This window comes from Pseudofrankia coriaricola, from assembly GCF_032027725.1.
In the GTDB taxonomy this organism is placed as follows: domain Bacteria; phylum Actinomycetota; class Actinomycetes; order Frankiales; family Frankiaceae; genus Pseudofrankia.
In genome coordinates this window covers 121923-148169 of record NZ_JASNFO010000033.1, presented here as the reverse complement: position 1 = coordinate 148169, position 26247 = coordinate 121923, and the positions used below count along the sequence as shown (strand labels likewise).

General features: G+C 71.5%; 28 protein-coding genes and 2 pseudogenes. 12 read left to right on the top strand and 18 right to left on the bottom strand.

Going from position 1 to position 26247, the window contains the following annotated elements:
- Positions 1 to 208: 208 nt before the first annotated feature.
- Positions 209 to 1303, bottom strand: coding sequence for an Rv3169 family protein (locus QOZ89_RS19055; protein ID WP_071050451.1), 1095 nt, complete (start codon positions 1301 to 1303; stop codon positions 209 to 211).
- A 54-nt stretch (positions 1304 to 1357) separates the two neighbouring features.
- A complete protein-coding gene (locus QOZ89_RS19050; protein WP_071050498.1) occupies positions 1358 to 2518 on the bottom strand; it encodes a phosphotransferase family protein in 1161 nt (386 codons plus the stop codon).
- Positions 2519 to 2791: 273 nt separating this feature from the next.
- Between QOZ89_RS19050 and QOZ89_RS48290 the strand changes: the two are divergent.
- Together QOZ89_RS48290 and QOZ89_RS19040 are read left to right on the top strand one after the other, a co-directional pair.
- Positions 2792 to 2974: pseudogene (locus QOZ89_RS48290) on the top strand (SigE family RNA polymerase sigma factor); the annotation flags it as partial.
- A gap of 72 nt (positions 2975 to 3046) precedes the next feature.
- Positions 3047 to 4081 (top strand): NAD-dependent epimerase/dehydratase family protein, encoded by a 1035-nt coding sequence (locus tag QOZ89_RS19040; protein ID WP_071050452.1) that lies wholly within the window; start codon positions 3047 to 3049, stop codon positions 4079 to 4081.
- 6 nt (positions 4082 to 4087) lie between these two features.
- On the opposite strand, the gene QOZ89_RS19035 is transcribed toward QOZ89_RS19040, so the two are convergent.
- Positions 4088 to 4492, bottom strand: coding sequence for a RidA family protein (locus QOZ89_RS19035; RefSeq protein WP_071050453.1), 405 nt, complete (start codon positions 4490 to 4492; stop codon positions 4088 to 4090).
- 106 nt (positions 4493 to 4598) lie between these two features.
- Positions 4599 to 5219 (bottom strand): hypothetical protein, encoded by a 621-nt coding sequence (locus QOZ89_RS19030; RefSeq protein WP_071050454.1) that lies wholly within the window; start codon positions 5217 to 5219, stop codon positions 4599 to 4601.
- A 414-nt stretch (positions 5220 to 5633) separates the two neighbouring features.
- On the opposite strand from QOZ89_RS19030, the gene QOZ89_RS19025 reads away from it, so the two are divergent.
- Both QOZ89_RS19025 and QOZ89_RS19020 read left to right on the top strand, forming a co-directional pair.
- Positions 5634 to 6011, top strand: coding sequence for a DUF6204 family protein (locus QOZ89_RS19025; protein ID WP_071050455.1), 378 nt, complete (start codon positions 5634 to 5636; stop codon positions 6009 to 6011).
- 141 nt (positions 6012 to 6152) lie between these two features.
- Positions 6153 to 6638 (top strand): annotated as a pseudogene (locus QOZ89_RS19020) (GNAT family N-acetyltransferase); the annotation flags it as partial.
- Between the two features lie 252 nt (positions 6639 to 6890).
- Here the strand turns inward: QOZ89_RS19020 and QOZ89_RS19015 are convergent.
- On the bottom strand, positions 6891 to 7340 hold the full coding sequence (locus QOZ89_RS19015; RefSeq protein WP_071050456.1) for a carboxymuconolactone decarboxylase family protein: 450 nt from the start codon (positions 7338 to 7340) through the stop codon (positions 6891 to 6893).
- Positions 7341 to 7432: 92 nt separating this feature from the next.
- Between QOZ89_RS19015 and QOZ89_RS19010 the strand changes: the two genes are divergently transcribed.
- Positions 7433 to 8581, top strand: coding sequence for a sigma-70 family RNA polymerase sigma factor (locus QOZ89_RS19010; protein WP_312624380.1), 1149 nt, complete (start codon positions 7433 to 7435; stop codon positions 8579 to 8581).
- Between the two features lie 126 nt (positions 8582 to 8707).
- Here the strand turns inward: QOZ89_RS19010 and QOZ89_RS19005 are convergent, their stop codons facing one another.
- Positions 8708 to 9859, bottom strand: a complete 1152-nt coding sequence (locus QOZ89_RS19005) for an amidohydrolase family protein (RefSeq protein ID WP_312624379.1) — start codon at positions 9857 to 9859, stop codon at positions 8708 to 8710.
- A gap of 516 nt (positions 9860 to 10375) precedes the next feature.
- Here QOZ89_RS19005 and QOZ89_RS19000 point away from each other — a divergent pair.
- Positions 10376 to 10606 (top strand): hypothetical protein, encoded by a 231-nt coding sequence (locus QOZ89_RS19000; RefSeq protein WP_071050458.1) that lies wholly within the window; start codon positions 10376 to 10378, stop codon positions 10604 to 10606.
- Positions 10607 to 10688: 82 nt separating this feature from the next.
- Here QOZ89_RS19000 and QOZ89_RS18995 read toward each other — a convergent pair whose 3' ends face one another.
- Positions 10689 to 11192: a transcriptional regulator gene (locus tag QOZ89_RS18995; protein ID WP_071050459.1), complete on the bottom strand. Its 504-nt coding sequence runs from the start codon at positions 11190 to 11192 to the stop codon at positions 10689 to 10691.
- Between the two features lie 253 nt (positions 11193 to 11445).
- On the opposite strand from QOZ89_RS18995, the gene QOZ89_RS18990 reads away from it, so the two are divergent.
- Entirely contained in the window at positions 11446 to 11685 is a 240-nt protein-coding gene (locus tag QOZ89_RS18990; protein WP_071050460.1) for a Tn3 family transposase, read from the top strand.
- A 70-nt stretch (positions 11686 to 11755) separates the two neighbouring features.
- Here the strand turns inward: QOZ89_RS18990 and QOZ89_RS18985 are convergent, their stop codons facing one another.
- Both QOZ89_RS18985 and QOZ89_RS18980 read right to left on the bottom strand, forming a co-directional pair.
- Positions 11756 to 12532 (bottom strand): class I SAM-dependent methyltransferase, encoded by a 777-nt coding sequence (locus tag QOZ89_RS18985; protein ID WP_083419066.1) that lies wholly within the window; start codon positions 12530 to 12532, stop codon positions 11756 to 11758.
- Positions 12533 to 12671: 139 nt separating this feature from the next.
- Positions 12672 to 13535, bottom strand: coding sequence for an alpha/beta fold hydrolase (locus QOZ89_RS18980; RefSeq protein WP_312624378.1), 864 nt, complete (start codon positions 13533 to 13535; stop codon positions 12672 to 12674).
- A 300-nt stretch (positions 13536 to 13835) separates the two neighbouring features.
- Here QOZ89_RS18980 and QOZ89_RS18975 point away from each other — a divergent pair, with 300 nt between their 5' ends.
- Positions 13836 to 14666 carry an LLM class flavin-dependent oxidoreductase gene (locus tag QOZ89_RS18975; protein ID WP_071050463.1) on the top strand — a complete coding sequence of 277 codons (831 nt, stop codon included), beginning with the start codon at positions 13836 to 13838 and terminating at the stop codon, positions 14664 to 14666.
- A 484-nt stretch (positions 14667 to 15150) separates the two neighbouring features.
- Here the strand turns inward: QOZ89_RS18975 and QOZ89_RS18970 are convergent, their stop codons facing one another.
- The 3 genes from QOZ89_RS18970 to QOZ89_RS18960 form a co-directional block, all read right to left on the bottom strand.
- A complete protein-coding gene (locus QOZ89_RS18970; RefSeq protein WP_071050464.1) occupies positions 15151 to 15615 on the bottom strand; it encodes an NUDIX hydrolase in 465 nt (154 codons plus the stop codon).
- A 103-nt stretch (positions 15616 to 15718) separates the two neighbouring features.
- Positions 15719 to 16396, bottom strand: coding sequence for a uracil-DNA glycosylase (locus QOZ89_RS18965; RefSeq protein WP_071050465.1), 678 nt, complete (start codon positions 16394 to 16396; stop codon positions 15719 to 15721).
- 127 nt (positions 16397 to 16523) lie between these two features.
- Positions 16524 to 17189 (bottom strand): hypothetical protein, encoded by a 666-nt coding sequence (locus tag QOZ89_RS18960; protein ID WP_312624377.1) that lies wholly within the window; start codon positions 17187 to 17189, stop codon positions 16524 to 16526.
- Positions 17190 to 17390: 201 nt separating this feature from the next.
- Here QOZ89_RS18960 and QOZ89_RS18955 point away from each other — a divergent pair, with 201 nt between their 5' ends.
- A complete protein-coding gene (locus QOZ89_RS18955) occupies positions 17391 to 18203 on the top strand; it encodes an SHOCT domain-containing protein (protein ID WP_312624376.1) in 813 nt (270 codons plus the stop codon).
- A 123-nt stretch (positions 18204 to 18326) separates the two neighbouring features.
- Here QOZ89_RS18955 and rox read toward each other — a convergent pair whose 3' ends face one another.
- Both rox and QOZ89_RS18945 read right to left on the bottom strand, forming a co-directional pair.
- Entirely contained in the window at positions 18327 to 19754 is a 1428-nt protein-coding gene (gene rox / locus QOZ89_RS18950) for a rifampin monooxygenase (RefSeq protein WP_312624375.1), read from the bottom strand.
- Between the two features lie 935 nt (positions 19755 to 20689).
- Positions 20690 to 21157 (bottom strand): MerR family transcriptional regulator, encoded by a 468-nt coding sequence (locus QOZ89_RS18945; RefSeq protein ID WP_071050470.1) that lies wholly within the window; start codon positions 21155 to 21157, stop codon positions 20690 to 20692.
- A 24-nt stretch (positions 21158 to 21181) separates the two neighbouring features.
- Between QOZ89_RS18945 and QOZ89_RS18940 the strand changes: the two genes are divergently transcribed.
- Positions 21182 to 21892: an SDR family NAD(P)-dependent oxidoreductase gene (locus QOZ89_RS18940; RefSeq protein ID WP_312624374.1), complete on the top strand. Its 711-nt coding sequence runs from the start codon at positions 21182 to 21184 to the stop codon at positions 21890 to 21892.
- Between the two features lie 178 nt (positions 21893 to 22070).
- Positions 22071 to 22832, top strand: a complete 762-nt coding sequence (locus QOZ89_RS48285) for a recombinase family protein (protein ID WP_491723660.1) — start codon at positions 22071 to 22073, stop codon at positions 22830 to 22832.
- An 81-nt stretch (positions 22833 to 22913) separates the two neighbouring features.
- On the opposite strand, the gene QOZ89_RS18925 is transcribed toward QOZ89_RS48285, so the two are convergent.
- From QOZ89_RS18925 to QOZ89_RS18915, 3 genes are all read right to left on the bottom strand, one after another.
- Positions 22914 to 23396, bottom strand: coding sequence for a DUF6326 family protein (locus tag QOZ89_RS18925; RefSeq protein ID WP_241841933.1), 483 nt, complete (start codon positions 23394 to 23396; stop codon positions 22914 to 22916).
- Positions 23397 to 23637: 241 nt separating this feature from the next.
- Complete coding sequence (locus QOZ89_RS18920) at positions 23638 to 24294, bottom strand: response regulator (RefSeq protein ID WP_071050472.1); 657 nt, start codon at positions 24292 to 24294, stop codon at positions 23638 to 23640.
- On the bottom strand, positions 24291 to 25433 hold the full coding sequence (locus QOZ89_RS18915) for a sensor histidine kinase (RefSeq protein ID WP_071050473.1): 1143 nt from the start codon (positions 25431 to 25433) through the stop codon (positions 24291 to 24293). Before QOZ89_RS18915 ends, QOZ89_RS18920 begins: the two co-directional genes overlap by 4 nt.
- A 133-nt stretch (positions 25434 to 25566) precedes the next feature.
- Between QOZ89_RS18915 and QOZ89_RS18910 the strand changes: the two genes are divergently transcribed.
- The gene (locus QOZ89_RS18910) at positions 25567 to 25827 is read left to right on the top strand and encodes an ATP-binding cassette domain-containing protein (RefSeq protein ID WP_071050474.1); all 261 of its coding nucleotides are present in this window, start codon (positions 25567 to 25569) and stop codon (positions 25825 to 25827) included.
- A gap of 75 nt (positions 25828 to 25902) precedes the next feature.
- On the opposite strand, the gene QOZ89_RS18905 is transcribed toward QOZ89_RS18910, so the two are convergent.
- A complete protein-coding gene (locus tag QOZ89_RS18905) occupies positions 25903 to 26148 on the bottom strand; it encodes a hypothetical protein (RefSeq protein ID WP_071050475.1) in 246 nt (81 codons plus the stop codon).
- Positions 26149 to 26247 lie beyond the last annotated feature (99 nt).

Below are 26247 nucleotides of genomic sequence, written 5' to 3'. Positions count from 1 at the left end.
GGCGTGGCCATGCCCGGTGCGCGAGCGCGGCCGGCCCAGGCCCGGATGGGCAGGCGGGCGGGCCGGGGGCCGGTCAGCCGCCGCGGGGGCGTACATCCCGCCCCGCCCCCCCCCCGCGGGGCCGCCTGGTAATCGCCCGCCCGCCGGCCCCCGCCGGGGGGGGGGCGCACGATTCCCGGCATGCCGGCTTTCTACGGCATCCCGGGCTTTAGAGGAAGCCGGTAAGGCCGGTGGGGCGGTGCGGGCCGATGGCGAGGAGCTCGAACAGGCCGTAGCCGACCTGGCCGTCGCGGGTGAAGCGGGCGAAGGTGTCGGTGATGCCGAGCAGGCGGCCCTGCTGGGCGGGGTCGGCGGTGTCGACGGTCTCCCCGTCGACCTTGAGCGCTCCCTGGTACATGCCGTGCTTCCAGCCGGGGTCGAAGCCGTAGCCGGTGCCGACGCCGAGGTGGGCGGTGACCAGCGTCTCGGCGGTGATCTCGGGGAGCTTGTCGTCGCGGCGGGTGAAGCGGATGGCCGCGGACTTCGGGACGCGGGTGCCGGGGTGGAACTCGATGGTGTAGTCGGGGCGGCCGAGCTGCTCCGCGGGTTTGCCGGTCCCGGCGGGCCAGACGAGCAGTGCCTCCTCCAGGGAGCGGCCGCCGGCCTCGTCCTCCTGCAGGATCACGATGACGGAGTGGTCCTCGAACTGGATCGGCAGGTACAGCCAGAACAGGGTGTGGAAGTCGGCGGGCCGGCCGGCGGGCTCGGGCTCGCCGACGGGCCGGATCCCCCAGGAGCGGTCCCTCGTGCCCCACCAGCGGTCGGGGGTGACGTCGGTTGTCTGGCCGTCGGCGGTGAAGGTGCCCGACCAGCGGCCGGTCTGGGCGAGGCGGCAGGCGTCGATGATGACCCGGTCCGCGGCGCCGCGGATGATCTGGCGGGGTTCGAGGGTCGCGGGCATGGCGCCCTCGAACGTCAGGTCCGCGGACAGGCCGAGGTCGTTCGGTTCGAGGACGAACCGCAGCTTCTTGAGGCCTTCGACGACCTCGACGCGGAAGGGCCCGACCGACGTGTCGGAGCGGTCGGTGCCGAGTTCCCTGGAGGCGCGCACGACCCGGTGCTCGGTGCCGCGGCGCAGCAGGGCGAACGCGTCGGCGGTGCCGAGGTTCGGGTACTGGCCCAGGCCGAGGACCAGGAACGTGTCGCCGTCGTGGGAGCCGCAGTTGAAGTAGTAGCGGTCGTAGAAGTTGCGGTCGGAGGTGGCGACCTCGCGGACCGGCGCGGCGGTCTGGTGGACGGGGTAGTCATCGAGCGGCGACAGCACGGAGGCGCTCCTGGAGGTCTCGGGGGCGGGTGCGCGGTGCGTGGCCCGGGGCCGTCAGCCGGCCGCGGCCGGGGCGCCGGCGGGCGCGGTCCGGGGCTCGCCGCGGGGCGGCGGGGCGCCGGGGGCGGGCAGGCCCAGCAGCTTCGCGAGCATCCGGCTGACCGTGTTGTTGGTGATCATGTCGGTGGTGGGGTCCACCATCCCCAGTTCCACGAACATCGCCAGGATCCGCAGCATGATGACGGCGAAGCGGTAGGCGGCGAACACCTCGTAGTAGTCCAGGTTGCGTACCGGCCGGCCGAGGAGCCGCTCGTAGCGGGCGACCGTCTCCTCGCGGGACGGGAACCCTTCCAGGCGCGGCGCGTCGCAGCCCTCGCAGTGGTGGCGGTCGAGGAACAGGAACCAGGCGAAGTCGGTCTCCGGGGCGCCAAGCGTCGCCATCTCCCAGTCGAGCACCGCGGCGACCTGGAACGCGTCGTCGAACAGGATGTTGCCGATCCGGGAGTCGCCCCACAGCAGGACCGGCGGGCCGGGCTCGGCGGGCTGGTGCGCGCGCAGCCAGGCCCGGGCGCTGGCCAGCGGCTCCGGCGGGGTGTCGAACACCTTCGCCGCCGCCCAGTCGAGCATCTCCTCGTAGTACGCGAGCTGCTGGTCGATGCCGGTGCGGCCGCGCCGCGGGCTGTCAAGGAAACCGAGGCCCAGGGCGTCCGGGTCGAGCCGGTGCAGGCGGGCGAGGACGTCGACGCCGCCCCACCACATCGCGGCCCGGTCGGCGGGCGAGACGTCGTGCAGCCAGCCGCCGACGTGGTAAGGCGGGTTGTCGCCCGGTGCCCGGCCGTCTACCGCGCCCATCACGAAGAACGGCGCGCCCAGCAGCGACACGTCCCGCTCGAGGCCGAACAGCTCCGGCATCGGCAGGCCCGGGTCCTGGCCGGTGAGCGCGGTCATGACCTGGTACTGCTCCTCGAAGCGCGGTTCGAGGAACACCTGATAGACGGTCGGCGCGATCCGCAGCACCAGCCGCCGGGTGACACGGTCGGGCCCGTCGCCCCAGGTCGCGTCGAACAGGTGCGTCTCGTTGGAGAACCCGAGGCCTTCCGGGCTGGTCAGCGGCCCGACGTCCACGCCGCCGCCGTTGGCGCCCGGCAGCCGGGAAGCCAGCCAGCTGGCGAGCCGGGAGCGGGTTAACTCAGGGTCGCGTTCCTGTGCCTGCACGCCGGTCCCCTTCTCCAGGCCACTGCTTCTCGAAGCCACGACGGCCCACAGCCGCGGCCGTCGCCCCGCGGCCCGTGGCCACGCGCGGCCGCGGGCCGTGAGCCACGTCACGCAAAACTGAAACTCGTTCTAACCCGCTCCCGCCGGGCTGTCAATCTCCGCCCGTGGCGCCAGGAACGCCACGGGGAGAAAACAGGGAGCAGGCGCTCATGGCGCGCCAGCCCCTGCCGCGTCTGGGATCGCGAGATACCCGACCTGGACGGGAGGCGAGGGGTGCGTGCGGATGACGAACCGGCGTTCGAGGAGTTCGTGGCCCGATCGGCCGAACGGCTGCTGCTGAGCGCGACCCTGCTGGTCGGCGGCGACTGGGCCGCCGGCGAGGACCTGCTCCAGGGAGCGCTGGAACGGACCTACCGGCACTGGACGAAGATCGCCGAGGACAGGCGCGAGGCCTACTCGCCCGTGCCCGGGTTCTGCTTACAGCAGGCCGAGGTTCTCACCGGCCCGCCCGGCGGCGATAGTCGCGGTATGCGGCTGCTGGTGCTCGGTGGGACGGAGTTCGTCGGTACAGCGGTGGTCGACGCGGGGCTCGAACGGGGTTTCGACGTGACGGTGTTCCACCGGGGACAGCACCCGGCGCCGCCGGGGGTGGCCGCGCTGCGCGGGGACCGGACCGCGCCCGGCGGCCTGGCGGCGCTCGCCGAGGCCGACGGCGAGTGGGACGTAGTCGTCGACACCTGGTCGTGGGCACCGGCCGCGGTCCGCGACGCCGCCAGGCTGCTCGAGCCGCGCGCCGGCCGCTACGTCTACGTCTCCAGCCGTTCCGTCTACACGTTCCCCCGCCCGCCGGGGGCGACCGGTCTGGCCGAGGACGCCCCGGTCGTCGACGCGTCCCCCGACGACGCCGAGGACGGCGGCCTCGCCGCCTACAACCGGATGAAACGCGGCGGCGAGCTGGCCGCGCTCGCCGTGTTCGGCGACGGGCGCACACTGCTGCCCCGCCCCGGGTTGATCCTCGGGCCGGGGGAGAACATCGGCCGGCTGCCGTGGTGGCTGAACCGGGTCGTCCGCGGCGGCCGGGTCCTTGCCCCCGGCCCGGCCAACCTGCCGTTCGGGTACCTCGACGTCCGCGACCTCGCGGGCTGGCTGCTCGACGCGGCCGCGGCCGGCGACGCCGGCCCTTTCGACCTGCAGAGCCCGCCCGGGCACGCGACCACGGCCTCGGTGCTGTCGGCCTGCGTGACGACGACCGGCTCCGACGCCGAGCTGGTCTGGACCGACCCGGAGCCGATCCTCGCCGCCGGGGTGCGGCCGTGGACCGAGCTGCCGGGCTGGTTCCCGCCCGGCGAGTACCACGCCGCGTTCCACCTCGCCGACGTCTCCCGGGCACTCGCCGCCGGACTGCGCGCGCGCCCGGTCCTCGACACCGTGGCCGACACCTGGATTTGGCTCCAGAAGATCGGCGGCCAGGCCCCGCACCGCCCCGACCGCCCTCCGGTCGGCCTGGACCCGGCTGTCGAGGCCGCGATCCTCGACGTGTCCGGGGCTCGCGGCCCGCGCTGACCCGGTTCAGGAGGCGACGACGGCGAACGCCTCGATCTCCAGCAGGAGCTCGGGGCGAAACAGGGCCGCGACCTGGACGGCCGTGCTCGCCGGCGGCCGGGCCGTGTCGACGACCGCGTCGCGGGCGGCGCGGACGGCCGGCAGGTGGGCGACGTCGACGACGAAGAACGTCAGCTTGACCACGTCGGCGAACGTCGCGCCCGCGGCCGCGAGACAACGGCCCAGGTTCGCGAACACCTGAACCGCCTGCGCCGCGGGATCACCGACGCCGACGACGGCGCCGTTCTCGTCGAGCGCGACCTGCCCGGAGACGGCGACCAGCCGGCCCGTGCCGGCGACCACGTGGGTGTAGCCGACGCCGGGGGCGACCCCGGCCGGGGCGGCGATGTGGGTCAGGTGTGAGCAGTCCATGCCAGCAGTGTCCCCCGGCGCCCCACACCGACCGGCCGTGGACACCCGCGGCCGGCCCCAGAGCACCGGTGACCCGCGGCCACGGCCCACGGCTTCTCCGGAACTGTCAGATCTTGCCGAGAGCGGTGCGGGCGAGGGCGACGAGCGGGTCCTTGGCGGTGGAGGGGTCCTTGGCGTCGATGGAGATCGACAGGCTCGCGACCTGGGTGCCGCGCAGGTCGACCACGTAGATGGAGGCGAACGTCACGCCGCCGAGACTCGGCGAGGTGCCGTAGCGGGCCGCGGCGCCGAGGCCGGGGATGTCCTCGGCCTTGTCCTTGCCGTAGACGGAGTCGGCGACGGTGTCGTCGAGCTCCTGCTGGGCGGACTTGCCCGTGTCGGCGGCGCGGATAACCAGCGTCACCGCGCCGACCGGCAGGAAACCGTCGGTGACCGTGCAGGCGGCGGAGACATTCCGCAGGCTGAGGCCGGACCGGCCGCTGATCCGCTCGAGCGACGCGGCGTCAACGAGGTCGCAGGTGGACTTGGGGACGGTGAACGAGCCGGGCTTCGGCCCGCCGGGGCTGGCCGTGGTGCTCGGCGACGTGCCCGCGGAGGGCGTGGCCGTCGTGGTCGAGGCCGCACCCCCGGTCGTCGACGCCGGGGTCGCCGGCTCGTTGCTCTCGCTGACCGCGGAGCAGGCCGTCAGTGCGGCCGCGAGGAACAGTCCAAGTGCCGCTGGTGCCACCGCTCGTATCCGCACAGCCGCACCCTAGTGGCCGCGAACCGGACCGGCCGGACCCGAGTCGCCCTGGCGACACCTGGCCCGCCGTCCCACCCCGCGGCGGTGGGTGAGCCGTGATCTGGCGGAGTTTTCCACGCCCCGGCGCGGGCGAATCCCACCCGTGATCAGCGTAGATCTGGGCTGGCCACGTGGGCGAGGGAAATCCGCTGGTGACGGGTCGGGCCGAAGCCGCGGGTGATCTGGTGGAGTTGTCGGGCCCGGGCTCCGAACATCCCACCGGATGCCGTCCAGGACGGTCGGCGTGGGCACGAAAGACACTGTGCCGGCCACGGGGGACACTGCCGGCGTGGAACCCGCCTACCTGACGCACCTCGCCGACTGGAGGGCATCACCCCTAGCGGTGACTACCATCAGGCGATGAGCGGACGTACGTTCCGGGTGACCGTCAGGGGCATGTTCGACAGCCTGTCCGAGGCGCAGCGCGCCGAGCTGCTCGCCAAGGCCGCCGACCACGACCTGTTCCTGGCGGCGTTCACCCCGGAGGGCAACCTCACCTACGACCTCGACGCCCGGCCGTTCTTCGCCTTCCGTTACCTCGACGCCCGCCCCGCGGGCGAAGCCGACGACGACCCGGCCGGCACGCTGACCGCGGCCGTGACCCGCGCCGAGGCCGCGGCGAGCGCGTGGCTCGACGAGCGCGGCTACGGCTACCGGAACCTGCGCAGCTCGGCCGAGGACCTCGCCCAGATGCCGCTCGGCAGCCGCGCCCGCCGCGAGTCCCGCCGCTCCGGCTGACCTGGCGCGCGTGCCCCGGGCCGCCGGAGTGACCGGGGCCCGCCCCACGCGGCACGCGGGCATCCCGACCCGGCGTCCTCGTTGGGCTGACGTCTCCGGGCTGGCCGGCCCGGCGCGGCTCCGGGGGACCGGCGCGGCCGGCGCCGTGGGCGGCGCGCGAGGATCGGGGGCGTGGACAGCCCACGCATCCGGACCGCCGTGGCCGAGGACCTGCCCGCCCTGCTGGACCTGTACCGGCAGCTCGCCGGCGACCGGCCCGAGTCCCAGCCCGCCGGACCTGCCGCCGCCGGGCCGATCCTGGCGCGGATCCTCGCCGACCCGGCCCGTCAGCTGCTGGTCGCCGACGCCGACGGCCGCGTCGTCGGCACCGCCGAGGTGCTCGTCATCGCCAACCTGACACACGGCGGCCAGCCCTGGGCGATCGTCGAGAACGTCGTCGTCGCGGCGGACGCGCGCCGGCTCGGCGTCGGCCGGGCGCTGATGGCCCACATCGTCGAACAGGCCCGCGAAGCGGGCTGCTACAAGATCCAGCTACTGTCCCGCGCCGAACGCGCCGACGCCCACCTCTTCTACGAGTCCCTCGGCTTCGCCCGCTCCGCCGTCGGCTTCCGCCGCTACCTGTCCTGACATGTGGATCCGCGGGTCGCCGTCGACGAGGGCGCACCCGGCGTGATGCCGCGACGGTTCCGCGGGCGGCGCCACCCGCGCTGCTGTGGCCTCCAAGTGGCCTTAAGGGTTGGCCCGACGACATCGTCACACCGTGATCTTGGTCAGCGGTTCTGTATCCGGATCCGAACTGGCGAGGGCTCGCGGTTCGGATCCGGATACAGTCCTGGCGATCTTCCCGCCTAGGGCGGGCGAACGCCGCCGGGGACGGTGCTAGGCGCCGGCGACGTGGTGGGTGGCGACGTTGAGCCGGTTCCACACGTTGATCTGCCCGATGGCGAGCAGCAGCGCGGCGAGCTGGGCCTCGTCGTAGTGCCGGGCTGCCTCGTCGAACACGTCGTCGGACACCGGGTCGCCGCGGTCGGCGATGCGGGTGACGGCCTCGGTGAGCGCCAGCGCGGCCCGCTCGGCGTCGGTGAAGAACGCCGCGTCCCGCCAGCCAGCCACCGTGTCGATCCGCTCGTCCGGCTCCCCGGCCTTGCGCAGCGCGGCCGCGTGCATCTGCAGGCACCACGCGCAGCCGTTGATCTGGCTCGCGCGCAGGTTGACCAACTCGATCGTCTGTTCCGGCAGCCCGGTGTCCTTCACCGCCTCGCTGAGCGCGGCCAGCGCCTTCATCGCGGCCGGGACGACATACACCGGGTGCTTCATGCGTGCTTCCACGAGAACCTCCTGCGGTTCGCGCCAGGCGCGGTCACATCCGCCTGGCGCCGACGGTCAGTGCTATGACCCGACGCGACGGAGGAACGTGACAGATGCGCGAACGTGACAGCCATCACGGCGAGGCTCTCGGCTCTGGCGAGGACGATGCCGACCTCGGTGATGCCCCTGCGGGCGGCGACCAGCGCGAGGAGGGCCAGTCCGACGGCGTGCAGCGGGACGATGACCCGCGCGGCACTGGCCGCGTCGACGAGGCCGGTGGCGGTCCCGGCGCGGTCGGAGAGGAGACGGCCGCGGGGGACTGGCTGGCCGGGCGGTTCGAGGAGAACCGGCCCTACCTGCGGTCCGTCGCCTACCGGATGCTCGGCTCGTTCGCCGAGGCCGACGACGCCGTCCAGGAGACCTGGCTGCGCCTCGCCCGGTCCGACGCCGACGGTATCGACAACCTGCGCGGCTGGCTGACGACGGTCGTCGGCCGGGTGTGCCTGAACGCGCTGCGCTCCCGGGCGACCCGGCGCGAGGAGCCGCTGGAGGCCCGGCTGCCCGACCCGGTGGTCACCCGGCCCGACGACGCGGCCGGGCCCGAACAGGAGGCCGTGCTGGCCGAGTCGGTGGGGCTGGCGCTGCTGGTCGTGCTGGACACGCTGAGCCCGCCGGAGCGGCTGGCGTTCGTGCTGCATGACCTGTTCGGGGTGTCGTTCGACGAGATCGCCCCGATGGTCGGCCGGTCCGCGGACGCGGCCCGCCAGCTCGCCAGCCGGGCCCGCCGCCGGGTCCGCGGCACCGCCACGACCGCGCAGGCTCCCGGCGCCGACGACACGGGTGACCCCGTGGACGCGGCGGGCGGTGTGCCACCGGCGGACCGGGTACGCCAGCGGGCCGTCGTCGACGCGTTCTTCGCCGCCGCCCGCGGCGGCGACTTCGAGGGACTGCTCGCCGTGCTCGACCCCGACGCGGTGCTGCGCACCGACCTCGGGGCCCAGGTGACGCCCGCGCTCGCCGCCGCCGCCGGCGTGCGTCGCGGCGCGCGCGAGGTCGCGGGAAGCGCCCTGAGGTTCGCCAACCCGGCCGCCGTCCTGCGCCCGGTGCTGGTCAACGGCCTCGCCGGGGTCGTCGCCACCGTCGACGGCCGGCTGCGGGCCGTCATGGCGTTCACCGTCGTCCGCGGCCGCATCACCGAGATCGACGCCTGGTCCGGCCCGGACCGCCTGCGCCACCTGGACCTCGCCGCGCTCGACGGCTGAACGGCCACGCCACGGGGCACCCGCCGGCAGACGCCGGCGGGTGCCCCGGCGATCCGGTGGACGAGTCCGGATGCGTCGAGGGCGAGAAGGAACCGCGCAGGATCGAACGTATGGCCGCGGCCCGCGTCAGCCCCCCATGCGGCGGGCCAGCGCGGGCAGGAGCCGCAGCGCGTTCTCACGGTTGACGCGGCGGCGGGTGGCCGGGTCGAGGAACGGGTCGGTGTCGATCGCCCGCGCGTTCAGCCTGGCCCCGTCGGCGGTCGCGGCCGGCCAGTCCGAGCCGTAGAGGATCCGGTCGCTGCCGGCGGCGGCGAGCAGCGACGGGGTGGCGTGTGGTGAGGTGGGCATGGCGGTGTCGTAGTAGAACCGTTTGAGCGCGCGCACGGCGGTGGCCTCGTCGACGCCAGCACCCAGGTAGGTGCCGAGCTGCAGCCGGCCGGCCATGTAAGGGAAGAAGCCACCCCCGTGGGGGAGGATCCACCGTATGTCAGGAAAGCGGGTGAGGGTACCCGCGAGCACCATCTTGACCGCAGCGCGGGTGGTGTCGGCCAGGAAGTCCACGAGGAACTCGGCCACGGGTGTCCCCCCGCATCCGGCCAGGTTGAACGGGTGGGTGAACACCACGGCCTTGCGCCGGTTCAGTTCGGCGAGGACCGGGTCGAAGCTCGGATCCCCGAGGTAGAGGCCCGCGGCGTGCATGTTCACCGAGACACCGTCAGCCTTCAGCGTGTCCAGCGCATATGCGGCGGCTTCGAGGGCGACGTCGACCTGGGTCAACGGTAGGTAGGCGAAGAAGCCGAAGCGTTTCGGCTGGCCGCGGACGACCTCGGCCAACCCGTCGTTCCCGATCCGGGTCATCTCCCGGATCAGGTCCGCCGTCAGGCCGGCCAGGAACTCCGCCGGGACCGGACCGGACAGCACCGCGGCGGCGACCCCGGTCTGGTCCATGATCTCCAGGGTGCTCGCCAGGTCCCACTGGGCCCAGGGCGGCCCGCCACTGGGAGGAAGAAGCCCATGGTCGATCAGCCACTGGCGGGAGGCGGGCGGATTGGCGTGCTGGTGCACGTCGATGCGGCCGGCGGAACCGAGGGTGCTGGTGCTGGCGGTATCGGGGCTGGGGGTGTCGGCAGCGGCGCTGGTGGCCTGGAAGGCCAACGGTGTCAGCGCGGCCGCCCCCAGGGCGGCGGCGCCCAGAACAGCTGTTCGCCGGTTTGGATTCGGCGAAGCATCCAGGTGATCGGGTACCCGGCCTTCGCCGGCTTCGTTCGCGTGGCGCACAAAAACTCCTCTGCTGACAGACCAGGGAATTTCGCGTCGTGCGTGACCGCGTTCGGTGTGATGTTCGGCTGACGGCAGAGCGGCCCGGCACGCCGGGGGATGCGGCGTGTCAGTTGCATAATCAATCAATGGTGCGGAGGGGTGTGATGGGGCGCTGTCACCAGCAAAGGACACGGCCGAGAGCCCGTAGCCGAGCAGTCACCTGATCGCTGGCGACAGGTTACTGCTCATCAGCATTGAGTGTCACCATTTCCATCAATTTGCCTCGGAGAGCTCGGCCGTTATCGGTAGAACCCGGAGGAAAGGGGCCCAACGGTGTCCGACAGGCGGCGGATGACCAGCGCGGCCGGCCGTCCCTCCGCCCAAGCCGGCCGACGCCACCGAGGGAGGCCGGCCCGCGGCCGCGCGGGCGTTACGGCAGCCAGGCGCCAGGGTCGAGCGTTCGATTCTGCCAGTGCTGCTGGTACGCGTCTCGTTCGCCGCCGACGGGGCGGACGTGCTGGCGGCCGCGGCGGGATGCAGTTCATCCTGATCATCTGGCTGATCTCCGGGCCATTCCACCACGGCCCGGTCGTGGTGTTCGCCGTCGCCGCGCTGCGCGGCGGCCGCCCGGTGGCCGTCCCGGCCGGGGTGGCCGGGACTCAGGAGCCGGGCCAGCAGGCGACCTGCGTCGGGCCGGACGGCACACCCGCCGCGCGGGACGCCTCGCCGGCGCCCGGCACCAGCACGCCCCGGCCACACGCCTGACGGCACGGCGGGCGGACCCACGGACCAGCCCGGCCGGGCGCGCGATGCTTCCCCGCTGCGTCGCGCACCCGGCCGACCCGGATCAGCGCACGGAGACCCTCGCGCCCTGCCGGCCCAGCTGCGCGCTCGCCGTCGCCCGCGGCTTCGCGCCCCGGCGGAACGTGACCGTCACGGTGTTGCCCGCGTCCGTGGAGCCCTTCGCGCCCACGACCACCCGCACGGTGCCCAGCTGTGCCGGCCGGTTCGCGTTCGCCGCGGTCAGCGCCGAGATGTCGAGTGTCGTCCCGGCTGGCACCGTCACCGTCAGATGGGTCACCGTGCCCGTCCTCAGCGCGTAGACGCCGACGACCGTGCCGGTCGTGACGTTGCGGACCAGCACCGCCCGTGCCCCCGCCGGCAGCGACGCCGACTCGATGGCGATGTCCACCCGCACCTGCTGATGGGCCGGGTTCGCCGACGCCACCGCCGCCGGCCGCGTCGCCGGGGACGCGGTGGCCGCGCTGGCGGGCAGCGCCGCCACCCCGACGACCGCCGCCCCGGCCAGCGTCACGGAAATGGAACGGCGAACATTCCTGGAAACGCGCACAGGACTTCTCCTCAGCATGCGAAACGAACGATTCACGTCCGGATTCCCGGACCACTTCCGCCGACCGGGCGGGGATGTTATTTCGATGTACTTTCCCAGCTCAGCGGCACAGTCGACACGTTAGTTCGGCTCCCTGTGCCGGGGCCGTGGGAATCCTGTGGGCACGTTAGAGGACACTGTTAAGGATCTGTGCCGCGCGATTTTTCGTACCGTCGCGCGTGGCCGCCCGCACATTACAGAGGTGTAAGATCCGGTGAATGGCAGCGCCTCGTGGCGGGGACCGCGCCATCATGGACGAGTGCTGGAGCTCGCCCTGGACTCGCTACGCGCCCAGGGCCACCCCGTCGACCCCGCCGACGTCGCCCGACTGTCCGCCTTCACCCGCAGCCACCTCAACGTGCTCGGGAAGTACTCGTTCGCGCTGCCCGACCTGCCCGCCGGCGGGATGCGGGAACTCCGCGACCCCGACGCCCCTGGCGAGGAGCACGGCTGACGGTCGGACGGGCCGCCGGTTCACCCCAGGCTTCCCCCTTGGTGGGAGCCGTCGCCGAGGGCCCGACGGATCAGCGGCGCCGGGCGAACCAGACCTCCTCGGCGGGCCAACGCTGGACCCACTCGGGTGGGAACTCCGGAAAGTCGTTGTTGGTGGCATCCGGCGGCACCTGAACCTCGATCAGGTCCTCGACGACGAGGTCGCACGCGGCCATGAGTCGGATCGATTCTCCGTGCGGCAGTGCGAACTGCCGGTACTCCCGGCCCGAGCCGCCGCGGCGTGCCAGCTGGTGTAGTCCGAACAGGCTGTGTACCAGGCGATCGGTGGCCGGTCCGGTCTCCGGCATGCACAGCCGGGCCAAGGGAGAGTGGGTCAAGAACACCAGCCGGCCGCCAGGGCGCAGCAGCCGGGCCGCCTCCGGGATCCAGCGGTAGGGATCGCACCAGACCGCCGCACCGTACTCGTTGATCACCAGGTCGGCGCAGGCGTCGGTCAGCGGCACCCGCTCGGCGTCCCCGTGGATCAGCGGAAAGCGCAGCTCGAACTCGTTCTGCATGCCGCGGGCGGTGGCAAGCTGCCGGGCCGAGACATCGACACCGACCGGGTGTGCGCCGCGACCGGCAAGCCAGGCCGACACGTAGGCGCTGCCGCAGCCCAGCTCGATCGCCGAGGCACCAGCCACGTCCGCCGGCAGGACCGGCAGCCGGGATTGGGGGACGCACCACATGCCCCAGAACGGTTCGTCCGCGGCCCAGCGACGATGCGCGTACCGGTCGAACCAGGCCGACAGGTGCTCGTCCCACTGCCGCCGGTTGACCGGTGCGTGACCGCCCGCCTCATCCGCCATACCGATGATCGTAGGACACCTTTGAATACCGGTTGATCTTCGGTGAGGCCGCCGGCGCGACGCCCTGACGGTGTTCGTTGGGGGATCCCATTGCGTCCTGTTGGGATCTCCTGTGTCACGCCCCCCAGGGGTGCCCCGTTCAGGTTCCCCGTGGAGTGTCAGAGGTGTGGCGCAGCAGGGCGTCCACGACGTCCGGCCACGTCACGCGCGGCACGCCCTGGCCGATGCCGGGCAGTGTGAGCAGAGTGGCGCCCGGGATCTCCGCGGCCAGCGCCACCCCGTTGCCGTGCGGAAAGAACGGATCCTCGTCCCCGTGCACCACCAGGGTCGGTACGGTGATCTCGCCGAGCCGTTCGCGCCACCGCGGCTGGCAGTCGATGGCCGCGAACATGCTGCCGAGATGGCTCGCACGCTGCGCCTTCGCCGTCCGGTCCGCTCGGTCGAAGACCGATCCGGCAGCCGCCCGTACGTCCTGCTCGTCGAATCCCCGCGACCCGGACATCACCCGCACAGAACCGGTCATGTAGTCGACCACGCTGTCGCGATCGGTCCAGTCCGGCGCCGGACGCCCGAACAGCTGCCTGCTCATCTCCGCCGCGTGGTCCGGCAAGTCGGGATCGACCGGACCGGGCGCGACCGGACGGGTGGAGACCAGCGTCAGCGACGCGACCTGGTCGGGATGGTCGAGCGCGAGCAGCTGCGCGATGAAACCGCCAACGCCCACCCCGACCACGTGCGTACGTCCCAGATCCAGCGCCACCAACAGCTCGGACGCGTCGGTGACCAGGTCGCGCAGGTCGTAGGTGGGCGCGTCCGGGTCGACGAACGTCGACTGGCCAGCGTCGCGCAGGTCATAGCGCACCACATACCGCCCGGCCAGCGCCGCGCACAGCTCGTCCGGCCAGCTCAGCATGGTGACGCCGACCAGCAGCACCGGTGGGTCCGCCAGGTCCCCGAAGGCCTCCACGCACAACTCGACACCGCTGACCTTGATCCGCTTCACGAGGGTCCTTCCGGGGTTGGCGATGGTTGGTTCTCAGAGACGGACGATCTGGCGGGGCAAAACTCATCGGACCCTGTCCGCAACCGAACGTATCCAGACGGGCAGCCCGATTGTGTGCCGCCAGGCGGTGACAGCAGGCTGAGCGCCCGCGAAAGCCGGTTGGTGACTCGGCCGGCCGATGAGTTTCGGGTGGTGCGCAGGTCTACCGAGCAGACTGTGTTTGTCGAATCTGCCCGGGCCCGTTCGATGTGATGTAGAAACCCCGACACAGGGCTCGGGCGACAGCGAAAGGACAGGACGATGGCCGACAATCAGGCGTCCGGCGGAACGAGACCGTTTCGATTCGGGGTAGTCGCCCCCCTCAGAACTGATCTACCGGCGTGGCGAGACCAGGTGCGCCGTATCGCCGACAGCGGCTTTTCGACACTTCTGATGCCCGACGTTCAGCAGTGGCAGCCGGCGCCTGGACCCACGTTGGCTGTCGCGGCGACTCTCGCCGACCTGCGGGTGGGTACGTGGGTGTATGCCTCTCCGCTGCGCATGCCCTGGAGTATGGCGTGGGAGGCGCACTCACTGTCGGTGCTCACCGAGGGTCGCTTCGAGATGGGCATCGGCACCGGGAGACCCGGGATCGAGGACGAACTGCGCGAGTTGGGCCTTCCGGTGGTGACACCAGGCGAGCGGTTGTTGCAGGTGCGTGACACTGTCACGTCGCTCAGAGAACTCGATGGCCCGGACCTCCATACGCCCGTGGTGATGGCCGTACGTGGCCCTAAGGCCCAGGCGCTGGCGGCCAACCTGGCGGATACGGTCACGTTCGCCGCGTGGCCGGGTGACTCTCGGGCCGAGATGATGCGGCTGGCGGCCGACTTCCGCGCAATCCGAGACGTCGAACTCGCGCTCCACGTGCCGGTGGTCGGCGACGCCGTTGCCCCATTCATGACACCCCCCGACACGGACCCGGCCGCGCTACGCGCGGCGGACTCGCTCGCGATACTCCCGAGCGACCCGGCGGCGGCCACCGAGGAGATCTTGAGGCGGCGGGAGGACAGCGGCTTCTCCTACTTCGTTGTCGGCGCCAACGCCGCTGATGCGCTCGCTCCTGTCGTCGCCGAGCTGACCGGACATTGACCCGTCGTTGAATTCCGTCGTGACAAACCCGTTGACGGGTCCGACGGCGCGCTGCGCAACTCCGCGCGTTGGCCGTACGCCTCGTTTTCGATGACAACCCCGAGGTTGCCGCCGCCACCGTCCACCAGCTCGCCGGCTACCGATGGGTGCAACCGATCTTCTCTCGTGACGGCTTAGCTGGCGGTGGCCGCACCGCCAGAGATGAAGATTGTGCTCCTCGAATCCGACACCGCATGGCGATGCCCGAGGCGGCGATCAGCACACCCCCACGCCGTATACAGCACGGCGCGCACTCGCACTCGCACCGGCCCGGGATCCGATGCGATTCGCGCTACTTGGTACAGACGAACGGCCAGCCCCGTTAAGCCACCCGCACGCCGGCCACTACCGGGACTCTTCGTTCCGTTGTTCCTCGGGGGCCTTCACCGCGTCGGACTGATCCTCGCCCCACTGCGCGATCCAGTCAGGCGCTGCCGGTCCGGGCTCAGCTATCTGCCCGATGCCGGAGAAACCGCTCCACGATCTCCCGGTCGAGGTCGTGGGCGAGCAGCGACATGGCCGCGTCAGGCGGCAGCCAGCGCAGCTGGTCGACCTCCTCGTTCGGGGCGAACGTGCCGCCGGTGGCACGCAGCGCCCAGTAGCGCACGACCTTGGTCGCCGGGATCCCGTGCCGGTGTACCGGGTAGGTCACGTCACCGAGGGGCGCGCCGACCTCCACCGCCAGCCCGGTCTCCTCGGCGACCTCGCGGACGGCCGCGGCCAGCCACGTCTCGCCGTCGTCGAGCTTGCCCTTGGGCAGCGACCAGTCGTCATACCTCGGCCGGTGCACCAGCACGATCTCGATCCCGCCGCCCGCGGCGGGCCGCCACACCACTCCGCCCGCCGCCCGTACCTCGACGCCGTCGGCGGCGGTCCGCTCGGCCTCGGCGGCCTTTCCCGCCTCGTCCATCACGCCCCCTTTACCCGGGCATCCACCCGCACACCCGCGGACTGCTCATGCTGGCCGGCCGCCCGGGGATGGCTTGCCCGTCCGCCCGGCCCACACGCCCGGCTTACGGGAGGTGCCAGTCGACGGGCTGGGCGCCCTGGCTGAGCAGGAGGTCGTTGGCGCGGCTGAACGGCCGGGAACCGAAGAAACCGCGGTCCGCGGAGCGGGGCGACGGGTGGGCGGACTCGATCGTCGGGGTGCCGTCCAGGAAGGGCCGCAGGCTGCGCGCGTCGGCGCCCCACAGGATCGCGACCAGGGGCTTGCCACGGGCGGCCAGGGCGCGGATCGCCTGCTCGGTGACCTCCTCCCAGCCCTTTCCCCGGTGCGAGCCCGGCCGGCGCGGCGCCGTCGTCAACGCCCTGTTCAGCAGCAGCACGCCCTGCTGGGTCCACGGCGTGAGGTCACCGTTCGCCGGCGTCGGCACGCCCAGGTCCGAGCACAGCTCCTGGAAGATGTTCTCCAGGCTGCCCGGAAGCCGGCGCACCTCGGGCGCGACCGCGAAGCTGAATCCGATGGCCATCCCCGGGGTCGGGTAGGGATCCTGCCCGACTATCAGCACCCGGACCTCGTCGAAGGGCTGCTTGAAGGCCCGCAGAACGTTCTCGCCGGCCGGGAGGTAGCTCCGCCCCGCCGCGATCTCCGCGCGCAGGAAGTCACCCATGGCCGCGATCCGGTCAGTCACCGGCTCCAGGGCCTGTGCCCAGCCCGGTTCGACGAGTTCCCGCAGCGGTTGTGCCGACATGGCTGATCACCCTACCGACGCCGCCCACCGCCCGTGGCGGTGGGCGGGCGTGGCATCCCCCGGGCCCCTCGGAAGGGAGGTCACGCCACGCCGGAGGGTCCGGCCAATCCCCGCCCGCGGGCGGGGATCAGGGACCGGTCTCGGGGTTGACCGTGACCGTCGGGCTGGCGCCGGGCGGCTCGAGCCGGGTGAGCGCGGTACGGGCAAGGTCGACGATGCCCGGCCGCGCCGTCGCCGGCGCGTCGGAGGCGACGGTGACCGACAGGTCTCCGACGCTGCCGCCACCCAGTTCGATCGTCCAGACGGTGGCATAGGTGAGGCCGCCGACGCTGAGGGCGGTGCCGTACTTCGCCGCGTCGCCCAGGTCGGAAACCGCCTCGGTCGTGCTGGACTTGTACAGGCTGCCGGCGACCGAGGCGTCGAGCTCCTCGGCGGCGGTCCTGTTCTCGTCGGCGGAACGGACGTCGACGGTCAGCAGCCCGACCGGGACCGCTCCGTCGGTGAAGGCGCAGGTCAGCACGGTCTGGCCGGAACCGGTCGGCGACCCGCCCACCGACGTCAGCGTCACCGACGCCCGGTTCGTGACCTGTTCGACGGCGGCCGCCTCGACCAGGTCACACCCTGACGCCGGCAGGGCGAACGGCCCTTCCCGCGTCGTGGTCGTCGTGGTCGGTTTGCCGGGCGTGGCCGTCCCGGACGGACCGCCGGTCCCCGCGCTGTCGGACGTGCTGTTGAGGGCGTCGCAGCCCGTCACCGCGATCGCGGCACACAGCGAGACGGCCGCCGCCGTCACCGTTCGGCTCCACATGGCGGGCCCCTTCGTCTGGGTCGCTCTGACCGGTGTGCGCCCTTGCGCCACCTGTCACCCAGCTGCCCGGTTCGGCCCTTCTATAACGCATCCGCCGGACTCGACGTCTGAGCAAAGGCCCATATCGATGCCGGCCGCTGAGAGAATGGGTCGCTGAGAGAACCTCACAGCACGAGGAGATCCCGCATGCGCAAGTTGACCGGCCAGGGCGAGCAGGCCGTCGTGGATCTCGCCCGTCGGTACGGCGTGAGCACCGACGCGGTGCGCACGCTGTTGGAAGCGGTACTGCAGGGCAACGGCACCAGGGCGCAGTTCTCCCATCCCGAACTCGGCGGCAGCGGGCAGTGGATGGCCAGCGGCATGACGATGATCGGCGACATGTTCAACAACGGCCTGAAGGCCACGGTCAGCGGTCTCGCCTCGGAGCTGTCGAACCTGCTCGCCTCGATGCCGGTATACATGCCCGCGCCCCCGCCCCCGCCTCCGCCTGCCGCCGGCGGGCAGCCCGGCGTGGTCCACCCGGCGAACCTGAGCACCTGGTGGCCCGGTGACCTGGGGCAGCCCAGCTCTGTCGGCGGCCAGAACGACTCCCGGTACGCCGTCTTCCCGACCGCGCGACGGCTGGCTGTGCAGAGCGGCGGCGGCCCGGTCCGGATTCACGACACCCTCGACCACCTCGTCAGCGGCGTGCAGCAGCAACAGGGCGCCACGCCCGGGACGTTGTCCTTCTCCAGTCAGCACGGCACCTTCACCGTCGACAGCCTGCCGCTGGCGAGCACGGCACCCCCGGCGTCCGCGGCACCGCGGCAGTACCTGGCCCCCGTGCCCGGCCCGGTCGTTGGCACGCCCGAGCCCGACCCGGCGGCGGCCGCCACGGGAGGCACAGACCCAGAGGTAATCCTGGCGACGATCGACCGGCTGAGCGACCTGCACCAACGCGGTGTGCTCTCGGACGACGAGTTCTCCGCCAAGAAGGCCGAGCTACTGGCCCGCCTCTAGCTCGCTCCCGACGGGGCCCTGGTCGGGCGCACGGCCGAGCGGACCTGCCGGAGACCGGCCACCGCTGAGGCGGATCGGGCACCCCGAGGAAGGTCCCGCCCTCGCGAGGGCGCGACCGCGTGCTCAGCTGGCGGCAGCGCCGAACCACGTGGACAGGTGGGTGAGCAGATCCTGCTGGTCTTCACCGACCCACGCCACGTGACCGTCCGGCCGCAGCAGCGCCGCGGGAACGTCCAGCTCCTCGCTGACGTCGACGACGTGGTCGACCTGGTCCGCCCAGCCTGCCACCGAGAGCCGGCCGGTCTGGTCGAGCAGCAGTCCGCGGCCGCCGTGCATCAGCGCGTAGAGGCGCCCCCGCTTCAGCCCGATGTCCCGCATCCGCCGGCCGAGCAGCTCGTGCCCCTCGCCGAAGTCGTAGCGGACCCCGATCGCGGTGATCTTCTCGGTCAGGTACCGGCTCACGTCCTCGAAGGCCATCAGTTCCGTCAGAAGCCGGCGTACTGCCTGGGAACCCGGCTCGGGGGAAAGCAGCTCGGCCTGCGCGCGGGTGCTGTTCAGCACGTCGGCGGCCACCGGACGCCGTTCGGTCTGGTAGCTGTCCAGCAGCCCCTCCGGCGCCCAGCCGCCCACTTCGGCGGCCAGTTTCCAGCCGAGGTTGAACGCGTCCTGGATGCCGAGGTTGAGCCCCTGCCCGCCCATCGGCGGGTGGACATGCGCCGCGTCGCCGGCCAGCAGTACGCGGCCGGCCCGATAGCGCTCGGCCAGCCGGGTGGCGTCGCCGAAGCGGGTGACCCAACGTGGTGAGTGCACGCCGAAGTCGGTGCCGGCGAGCGCCCGCAGCCGCTGCTTGAACTCCTCGAAGGTCGGCGGGACCATGCGATCCTCGGCCACGTCCTCGGTGCGCACGACGAAGCGGTACATCCCGTCCTCGTGGGGCACGGGGCCGAACTGAACATACTTCTCGCGGACTTCGGCCACCACGGCGTTCAGTGTCTCCAGCGGCGCGGCCACCTCCAGCTCGCTCAGCAGCCACTCGACCCTGGCGGGCTCGCCGGGAAAACCGACCCCGAGCAGCTTGCGCACCGTGCTGCGACCGCCGTCGCAGCCAACGAGGTAGCGCGAGCGCAGCTGTGTGCCGTCGGCCAGTTCGGCGGTCACCCCCTGGTCGTCCTGGCTCAGCCCGACCAGTTCGCGACCGCGCCGGATCTCGGTACCGAGCTCGGTGGCGTGCTCGGTCAGCAGACGCTCGGTGATGTTCTGCGGGATGCCGAGGGTGTACGAATGCGCGGTGTCCAGCCGGTCCGGCGCAGGCTTGGCGATGCCGGCGAAGAAACCACCGACCGGGTACTGCCTGCCGAGCGCGAGGAACCGGTCCAGCAGACCGCGCTGGTCCATCACCTCGATGCTGCGCACGTGCAGACCCAGCCCGCGGGCCTGCACGCTCGGCCGCGTGTCTCTCTCCAACACCAGGACGTGCACACCGTGCAGGCGCAGCTCACTGGCCAGCATCATGCCGGTCGGCCCGCCACCGGCAACGATCACGTCAATCATGAAAACCGCCCCATTCAACAAGGTGCATTTGGCCAGCCGCCGCGCGCAGTCCGGCGGTGCGCACACCCGCCTCCGCGCCGAGTCCCCGCGACCGCGGCGTGAGTCCCACCGGTGGTTCGCCGTCCCGCGGGACCCATACACCGCCAAAAGCCGCGCGTATTTCGCGAATCCCTGACTCCCACGGGTTCTGGCTTCGGTCGAGATTCTGCGGCACGACCCGGGTCTTGCGGCAAGACCCCCGATGTGCTATATATTGAAAGTGGCAAGGAGTGGGCAACCTCCTTGCCTTTGTCTTTTCCCACCCCGCTGTGGACGGGCAAGCTCCTCTCGAAGCGGTGACGCGGCGCGTACGGCGATGGCGCTCTACCCGCTGAATACACCTGGGCCTCATCCCCCTCGGCGGTGTCTGCGGCGGCCGGGTCGCACAAGGGGGCACAGACCGCCGCCAGCCGGGTGGAGTCGCGGGAGCTGTAGGGCTCGGGCCCCGGCTCCCGGCGGCGCCCGCGCTCAGAGGCCGTGCAGGCCGGCGAAGCGGATGGTGACGGGGAACGGCTCCGCGACGATCAGGAAGCCGCAGGGACGGGGGACCAGCAGCGCGCCGTCGAGGAGCTCGTAGCGGTTGGCGTCGCCGGGCAGGGCTGTGAGGTCCTCGACGGTGAATCCGGCCGGGCCGGCGGCCGGAAGCCCAAGATGACCGCCGAGCTGATCGACAAGGCCCAGCGGATGTACGACTCCCGCCAGTTCACCATGGCCGAGATCGCCGCGGGGCTTGAGCAGCGGTCAGTGGCGTTGGCGTGCCCGTTCCAGCGCGTAGTCGTTGGCGACCCGGTAGATGTGGAACCGCGCCTCGCCCAGGGGCTCGAGAACGTGGTCGATTGCACGCACCTGACGAATGGACCGATGCGATCGACGGTGCTGTTTCGTGAGCTGATCGCTCAGCGGGCGTCCACTTGGCGGTTGGGCGCCCATAGCTGGTCGGCGTCGCCGGCGTCGAGCCGGCCTCGGTAGACGTCGATCTTGTGGTCGATGAGCCTGAGGTTCTCCTGCAACTGGGCGAGCGCGGCGGTCACCTCGGCGCGGTGGGCCTCCAGGAGGGCAAGTCGTTCCTGCTCGTTGCCGCGCCCGGCGGATACGAGCTGGGCGTAGCGCCGGATTGTCTTGATGGGCATGCCGGTGGCCCGCAGCCTGGTGCAGACGGTGATCCAGTCCAGGTCTAGCTGCTGGTAGCGCCGCCGGCCACCGGCGGTGCGGTCGACAGGAGTGACGACCAGGCCGGCGCGTTCGTAGTAGCGCAGAGTGTGCACGCTGACCCCGGTGCGGCGGGCCGCCTCAGCGATGCTCAAGCCCGCCTGGGGGTCGGACCGAGCGGGCCCGGGTACCGGCCGCAGCTTGACTTCGAGCACGCTCTAGATCCTAGCGTCGTAGCCATGACAGCAACACTGATCACTGGAGCAAACAAAGGTCTCGGCTTCGAGACCGCCCGCCAGCTCCTTGCCGCGGGCCACACCGTCTACATCGCAAGCAGGGACGCCGAACGCGGCCGCCGGGCTGCCGAGCAGCTAGGCGCACGGGCAGTCCAGCTCGACGTCACCGACGACGCGTCCGTGGAGGCCGCGGCGACGGCCATCGAGGCCGACGGAGGGCTGGACGTGCTGGTCAACAACGCCGGCATCCAAGAAGAGATGGGTGACAACGTCGTGATCGGCGCCGCGGACGTGACCGCCGACCTGATGCGACAGACATTCGAGACGAACGTCTTCGGCACCGTGCGCGTCCTCCACGCGTTTCTCCCGCTGCTGCAGCGTTCCACCGCCCCGGTCGTGGTCAACGTCAGCAGCGGTCTGGCATCGCTCACCCGGGTCACCACCCCGGGCACCCCGGCCTACGCCTACCCGGGCGTCGCCTACCCGGCGTCGAAGACCGCGGTCAACATGATCACCGTGCAGTACGCGAAGGCGTTCCCGAACATGCGGATCAACGCGGCGGAGCCTGGCTTCACCAAGACCGACCTGAACGGGAACACCGGCCTCCAGACCGTCGAGCAGGGCGCCGAGATCATCGTGCGCATGGCGCAGGTGAGCCCCCCAGATGGCCCCACCGGAGGCTACTTCGACGCCGACAACACCCTCCCCTGGTAATCCGAACCGGGCGCCATCAGGTACGCCGACGTGTGTCCAGTACGGGTACACCCCAACACCACACGATCAACTGACGTGAGAAGCGTCAGGTTAGAGTCCATCGCGTCGTTTCCTGGCGTGTGTCCACTCGGTTCCTAGAGTCCACCCTGACATTTCGGGTGCGGAAGGGGCCGGGCGAATGCGGGTCGGCTACGTCAGGGTCAGCACTGCCGACCAGAACACCGTGCGGCAACTCGACGGGGTCGAGGTCGAGCGGATGTTCACCGACAAAGCGTCTGGGAAGGACACCGACCGGCCGAAGCTCGACGAGATGCTCGCGTTCGTCCGCGACGGCGACACCGTGCTCGTGCACTCGATGGACCGCCTCGCCCGCAACCTCGACGACCTGCGCCGCACCGTGCGAGCCCTGACCGGCAAGGGTGTGCGGGTGGAGTTCGTCAAAGAGAACCTGGTCTTCACGGGCGAGGACTCGCCGATGGCGACCCTGCTGCTGTCAGTCATGGGCGCGTTCGCCGAGTTCGAGCGCGCCCTGATCCTCGAGCGCCAACGCGAGGGCATCGCCGCCGCCAGGCAGCGCGGCGTCTACACCGGCCGCAAACCCGCCCTCACCCCCGACCAGGCCCCCCACCGGCCCGGCCCGCACCGGCGCGCGACGACCGACCCGCGCGACCTGTGCCCCGACACCGGCCGGGCCCGCCTCGGCTACGACCGGGCCCGGATCCTGCTCGGCCAGTACGGCGACGGCCTACGCCTCCACCAGCTCCGACACAGCGCGGCCACCCACCTCGGCGACGCCAACACCTCCGCCAACGTGATCATGGCGAAGACCGGGCACAGGTCGCTGCGCTCCGTCCAGCGCTACGTCAAACCCGGCCTCGCGGCCGTGCACCAGGCCACCGAGGCGCTGTCCAGCCCCTACGCGACGTCCCAGTGGTGGTAGTTGGTGTCCCACCGCCACGAGAGGCCCACACCGCGGCACCGAGGCAGATGGCTCCGAACAGGACGGGGACCGTTCTTGGGTTCACGCTTGCTGCTGGGCGCGAACGGTTTCACGGTCCGGGCTGGTCGCCGACGGTGCGGTGCGGGGCCAGGTCCAGGCGTACCGCACGATGAGGGCGAGTAGGATCAGTTCCAGTACGATGCCAAGGCCGTAGAAGTACAGCCAGGACTCGCCCACCGCGTTGAATGCCGTGACGGGAACGTAGAGCGAGGCCACGATGAGGTTCGTGATGCGGGTCGCCCGGGCGGGCAGCGTCATCGACAGCACGACCATGAGGATCGGGATGGCCATTAGGGTCAGCGCCGTGGTCGAAAAGGTCTGGGAGAGGTCGAACTCGAAGACCTTGCCGTCGAGGATGTCTTCGATGACGCCGGGCGTGAAGAAGTTGAGAATGTCCACGTAGGCGCACAGGAACATGAAGCTGGTCCACGCCGCGGCGAGCTTGGCTCTCACCGGGATCGGCTGGTCCTCCAGTGTGGTGGTGGGTTGACGCGTTCTCATCATGGGCTCCGTCGTTGGTGAGGATCGGTACGTCCACGATCGCTGAGCCCGGCGGCGGGCACACCGGCCCGGAGGCCGGAGTTCGCCTGGCCGATGAGATGGTCTCTCTCTCGTGCTTTCGGCTGATCCGCCGCTGCCGCGCTGTCCCTACACTGGACAGAAGGTGACGAAGGCGCTGCGCTCGTTGTGGGCCTCGGTCGCCCCCGGCCGGGACCAGTCGTCGTGCATGTACGTCAGGTTCGGTTCAGTGCCCCACCCGGCCGGTGTCGTAGGCCCACATCGCGATCTCGACCCTGTTCCGGGCGCCGATCTTGGTCAGCAGGCTCGCGACGTGGGTCTTGGCGGTCGTCAAGCTGATGAACAGCTCGGCGGCGATCTCCGCGTTCGTGCGGCCGACAGCGACCAGTTTCAGCACCTCCTCCTCGCGTTGGGTGAGCGGCTCGATAGGTTGGGTACGGCGTTTCGATGAGGCCCCCGCGGCAAGGGTCGCTAGCAGCCTGCGGGTGATGTTCGGCGCGATCAGGGCATCGCCGACGGCGGCGGCATGGACAGCCTGCACCAGCAACTCTGGCCCGGCATCCTTGAGGAGAAATCCTCGGGCTCCGGCCCGAAGCGCGCCGTGGACGTACTCGTCCAGGTCGAACGTCGTGATCACCACCACCGCGATGGGGTCCGCTACGCCCCGCCCTGCGAGGAGCTCGGTCACCTCGATGCCGTCCAGCCCGGGCATCCGAATGTCGACCAGGCACACGTCGGGGCGGAGCCGATGCGCCAGCTCGACGGCGGCCTTGCCGTCGGCGGCTTGGCCGACGACCTCGATGTCGGGCTGGGCGTCAAGGATCATCGACAGGCCGGTGCGCACCAGATCCTGGTCGTCTGCCACCAGCACGCGCGTCGTCATAGGGGCAACTCCATCGGCAGCTCGGCGTCGACCGCCCACCCGCCCTCGGGCGTCGGCCCAGCGCGTAGCGTGCCGCCGAGCAGCTGCACGCGCTCGGTCATCCCCAGCAGCCCGAAACCGTGGGTCGCTGGCCGCGCCGGGTCGATCTGGCCGTCGTCGGTCACGCGGAGCCGCAGCCTTCCTGCGCCCTCGACGACCCTGATCTCCACACGCGAGGCGTTTCGGGCGTGCCGCAGCGCGTTGGTCAGCGCCTCCTGCGCCATCCGGTACACGGCGGCGTCGACCTGGGGCCGAAGTCCGGCCAGATCACCCGCCAACTCCACGTCGACGACGGGGTCCGGTTCGCGGCGGGCGAGGAACACCAGGTCGGCGACGCCGGGCTGGGGACCGTACTCCGCCGGCGCTCCGTCACGCAGCACCCGGACCATCGCTCGCATCTCCGCCAGCGTCCGCGACGCTTCCCCCTCGATGATCGCAAGCGCCTCGAGCGCCGCTTCAGGTCGCTTCGCGGCCATCGTCATGCCAGCCTGCGCTTGCAGAGTGATCGCCGAGACGTGGTGGGCGACCGAGTCGTGCAGCTCGCGCGCGAGGCCGACGCGCTCCTGGCTGCGGACCTGGTCGAGCGCCCGGCGCCGACTCTCGGCGCGGTAGCGGAACGCCGCTCCGCCCGCTGCCGCCGCCGCCAGGACCGCCAACCCGCCGAAGAGCTCGGCTGGCCCGGTGTAGTCGGTCGCAAAGCTGAACACCGCGGCGACCGCAACCACCAGCAGCCCAATCACGATCTGACGCCCTGTGCCCCAGCGGACCAGCGAATAGACGAGCACCAGGATGTAGATCATCGTGTTTAGGCCCACGCCTGGGGTCCCGCCCAGCCAGCTCGCCAGTCCTAACGCCATCCCGGTGCCGAAGCCCACCACGACGCAGACCAACGGGTGAGCACGCCGCCATAGCAGCACCGGCGCAAGTCCGACCGTCACGATCGTCACGACCGGCCCCCAGGTGACGTCCTCTCGGAGGGTTCCTTCGAGCAACGCCGCCACCATCACCACGCCGACCAGCACCCGGTCGAGCCACACCCGTTCGGGCGTGTCCGCGGCGCGGGGCTCGTCCCAGAGCGAGCGCAGGCCGGTAGTGAACACACACCCAGCCTAGAGACAGCCCAGGCGTCGGAGACCCACCGAAAGAACGAGACGCCGCTCCCCCCAATGGCAGAGGCGGGTCCGGCCTCGACGCCGATGTGCCGGAAGGCCGGCCGCGGCGAGGCTTCCGGTCATGATCACTGTTGACCACCTGACCAAGAGCTATCGCGGCATGACCGCGGTCAACGACGTCTCGTTCACCGCCCGACCGGGCCGCGTGACTGGCTTCCTCGGCCCCAACGGGGCCGGCAAGTCGACAACCATGCGGATCATGGTCGGCCTGAGCCCGGCCACCTCCGGCCACGTGGAGGTCCTCGGCGCCCGGTACGCCGACCTGCCAAACCCGGGCCTCGCCACCTTGGCGGACTCGACCTCGGGCCGTCAAAAATTTTGACAGCAACACCGGTTTTTCGTTCCGTTCCTACCGGGACCCCGGATAGCCGGGGCCGTCCGGTGAGGTTGGGGGCGCTCAGTCGTCGGCGGGCCTGGGGCCGCGTATGCCTGTCGGACTCGCCCCCACCCGGTGCCGGTGATCGCTTGGGAAGAGGTTGCAGTCGCACGGCGTCGCCTGGTCGGTGTCCAGCCGGCGGTCGTCAGCCGAGAACTCGATCTCGTTCTCGGCTGGGTCGAGAGAGACGAGCAGCGTGTCGGTGACTGGCTGCCAGGGCCCGTAGGTACCACCCGTAGGCCTACGCTGGATGATCCGATAGAGCACAAGGCAATTCTTCCGCTACCCGGCGGGCGGGCAAGACCGCGACCCACTGCTTGGGGCCCGCTTCTCCCGTGCGCCAGGCCACCGAGGCGCTCTCCAGCC

What these genes read in the sequence shown, in the direction of transcription:
- QOZ89_RS19040 (WP_071050452.1), top strand. Translation starts at nt 3,047, where the DNA reads ATGCGGCTGCTGGTGCTCGGTGGGACGGAGTTCGTCGGTACAGCGGTG.
- QOZ89_RS19035 (WP_071050453.1), bottom strand. Translation starts at nt 4,492, where the DNA reads ATGGACTGCTCACACCTGACCCACATCGCCGCCCCGGCCGGGGTCGCC.
- QOZ89_RS19025 (WP_071050455.1), top strand. Translation starts at nt 5,634, where the DNA reads ATGAGCGGACGTACGTTCCGGGTGACCGTCAGGGGCATGTTCGACAGC.
- QOZ89_RS19010 (WP_312624380.1), top strand. Translation starts at nt 7,433, where the DNA reads ATGCGCGAACGTGACAGCCATCACGGCGAGGCTCTCGGCTCTGGCGAG.
- QOZ89_RS19000 (WP_071050458.1), top strand. Translation starts at nt 10,376, where the DNA reads ATGCAGTTCATCCTGATCATCTGGCTGATCTCCGGGCCATTCCACCAC.
- QOZ89_RS18985 (WP_083419066.1), bottom strand. Translation starts at nt 12,532, where the DNA reads ATGGCGGATGAGGCGGGCGGTCACGCACCGGTCAACCGGCGGCAGTGG.
- QOZ89_RS18975 (WP_071050463.1), top strand. Translation starts at nt 13,836, where the DNA reads ATGGCCGACAATCAGGCGTCCGGCGGAACGAGACCGTTTCGATTCGGG.
- QOZ89_RS18970 (WP_071050464.1), bottom strand. Translation starts at nt 15,615, where the DNA reads ATGGACGAGGCGGGAAAGGCCGCCGAGGCCGAGCGGACCGCCGCCGAC.
- QOZ89_RS18965 (WP_071050465.1), bottom strand. Translation starts at nt 16,396, where the DNA reads ATGTCGGCACAACCGCTGCGGGAACTCGTCGAACCGGGCTGGGCACAG.
- QOZ89_RS18955 (WP_312624376.1), top strand. Translation starts at nt 17,391, where the DNA reads ATGCGCAAGTTGACCGGCCAGGGCGAGCAGGCCGTCGTGGATCTCGCC.
- rox (WP_312624375.1), bottom strand. Translation starts at nt 19,754, where the DNA reads ATGATTGACGTGATCGTTGCCGGTGGCGGGCCGACCGGCATGATGCTG.
- QOZ89_RS18940 (WP_312624374.1), top strand. Translation starts at nt 21,182, where the DNA reads ATGACAGCAACACTGATCACTGGAGCAAACAAAGGTCTCGGCTTCGAG.
- QOZ89_RS48285 (WP_491723660.1), top strand. Translation starts at nt 22,071, where the DNA reads ATGCGGGTCGGCTACGTCAGGGTCAGCACTGCCGACCAGAACACCGTG.
- QOZ89_RS18925 (WP_241841933.1), bottom strand. Translation starts at nt 23,396, where the DNA reads ATGATGAGAACGCGTCAACCCACCACCACACTGGAGGACCAGCCGATC.
- QOZ89_RS18920 (WP_071050472.1), bottom strand. Translation starts at nt 24,294, where the DNA reads ATGACGACGCGCGTGCTGGTGGCAGACGACCAGGATCTGGTGCGCACC.
- QOZ89_RS18910 (WP_071050474.1), top strand. Translation starts at nt 25,567, where the DNA reads ATGATCACTGTTGACCACCTGACCAAGAGCTATCGCGGCATGACCGCG.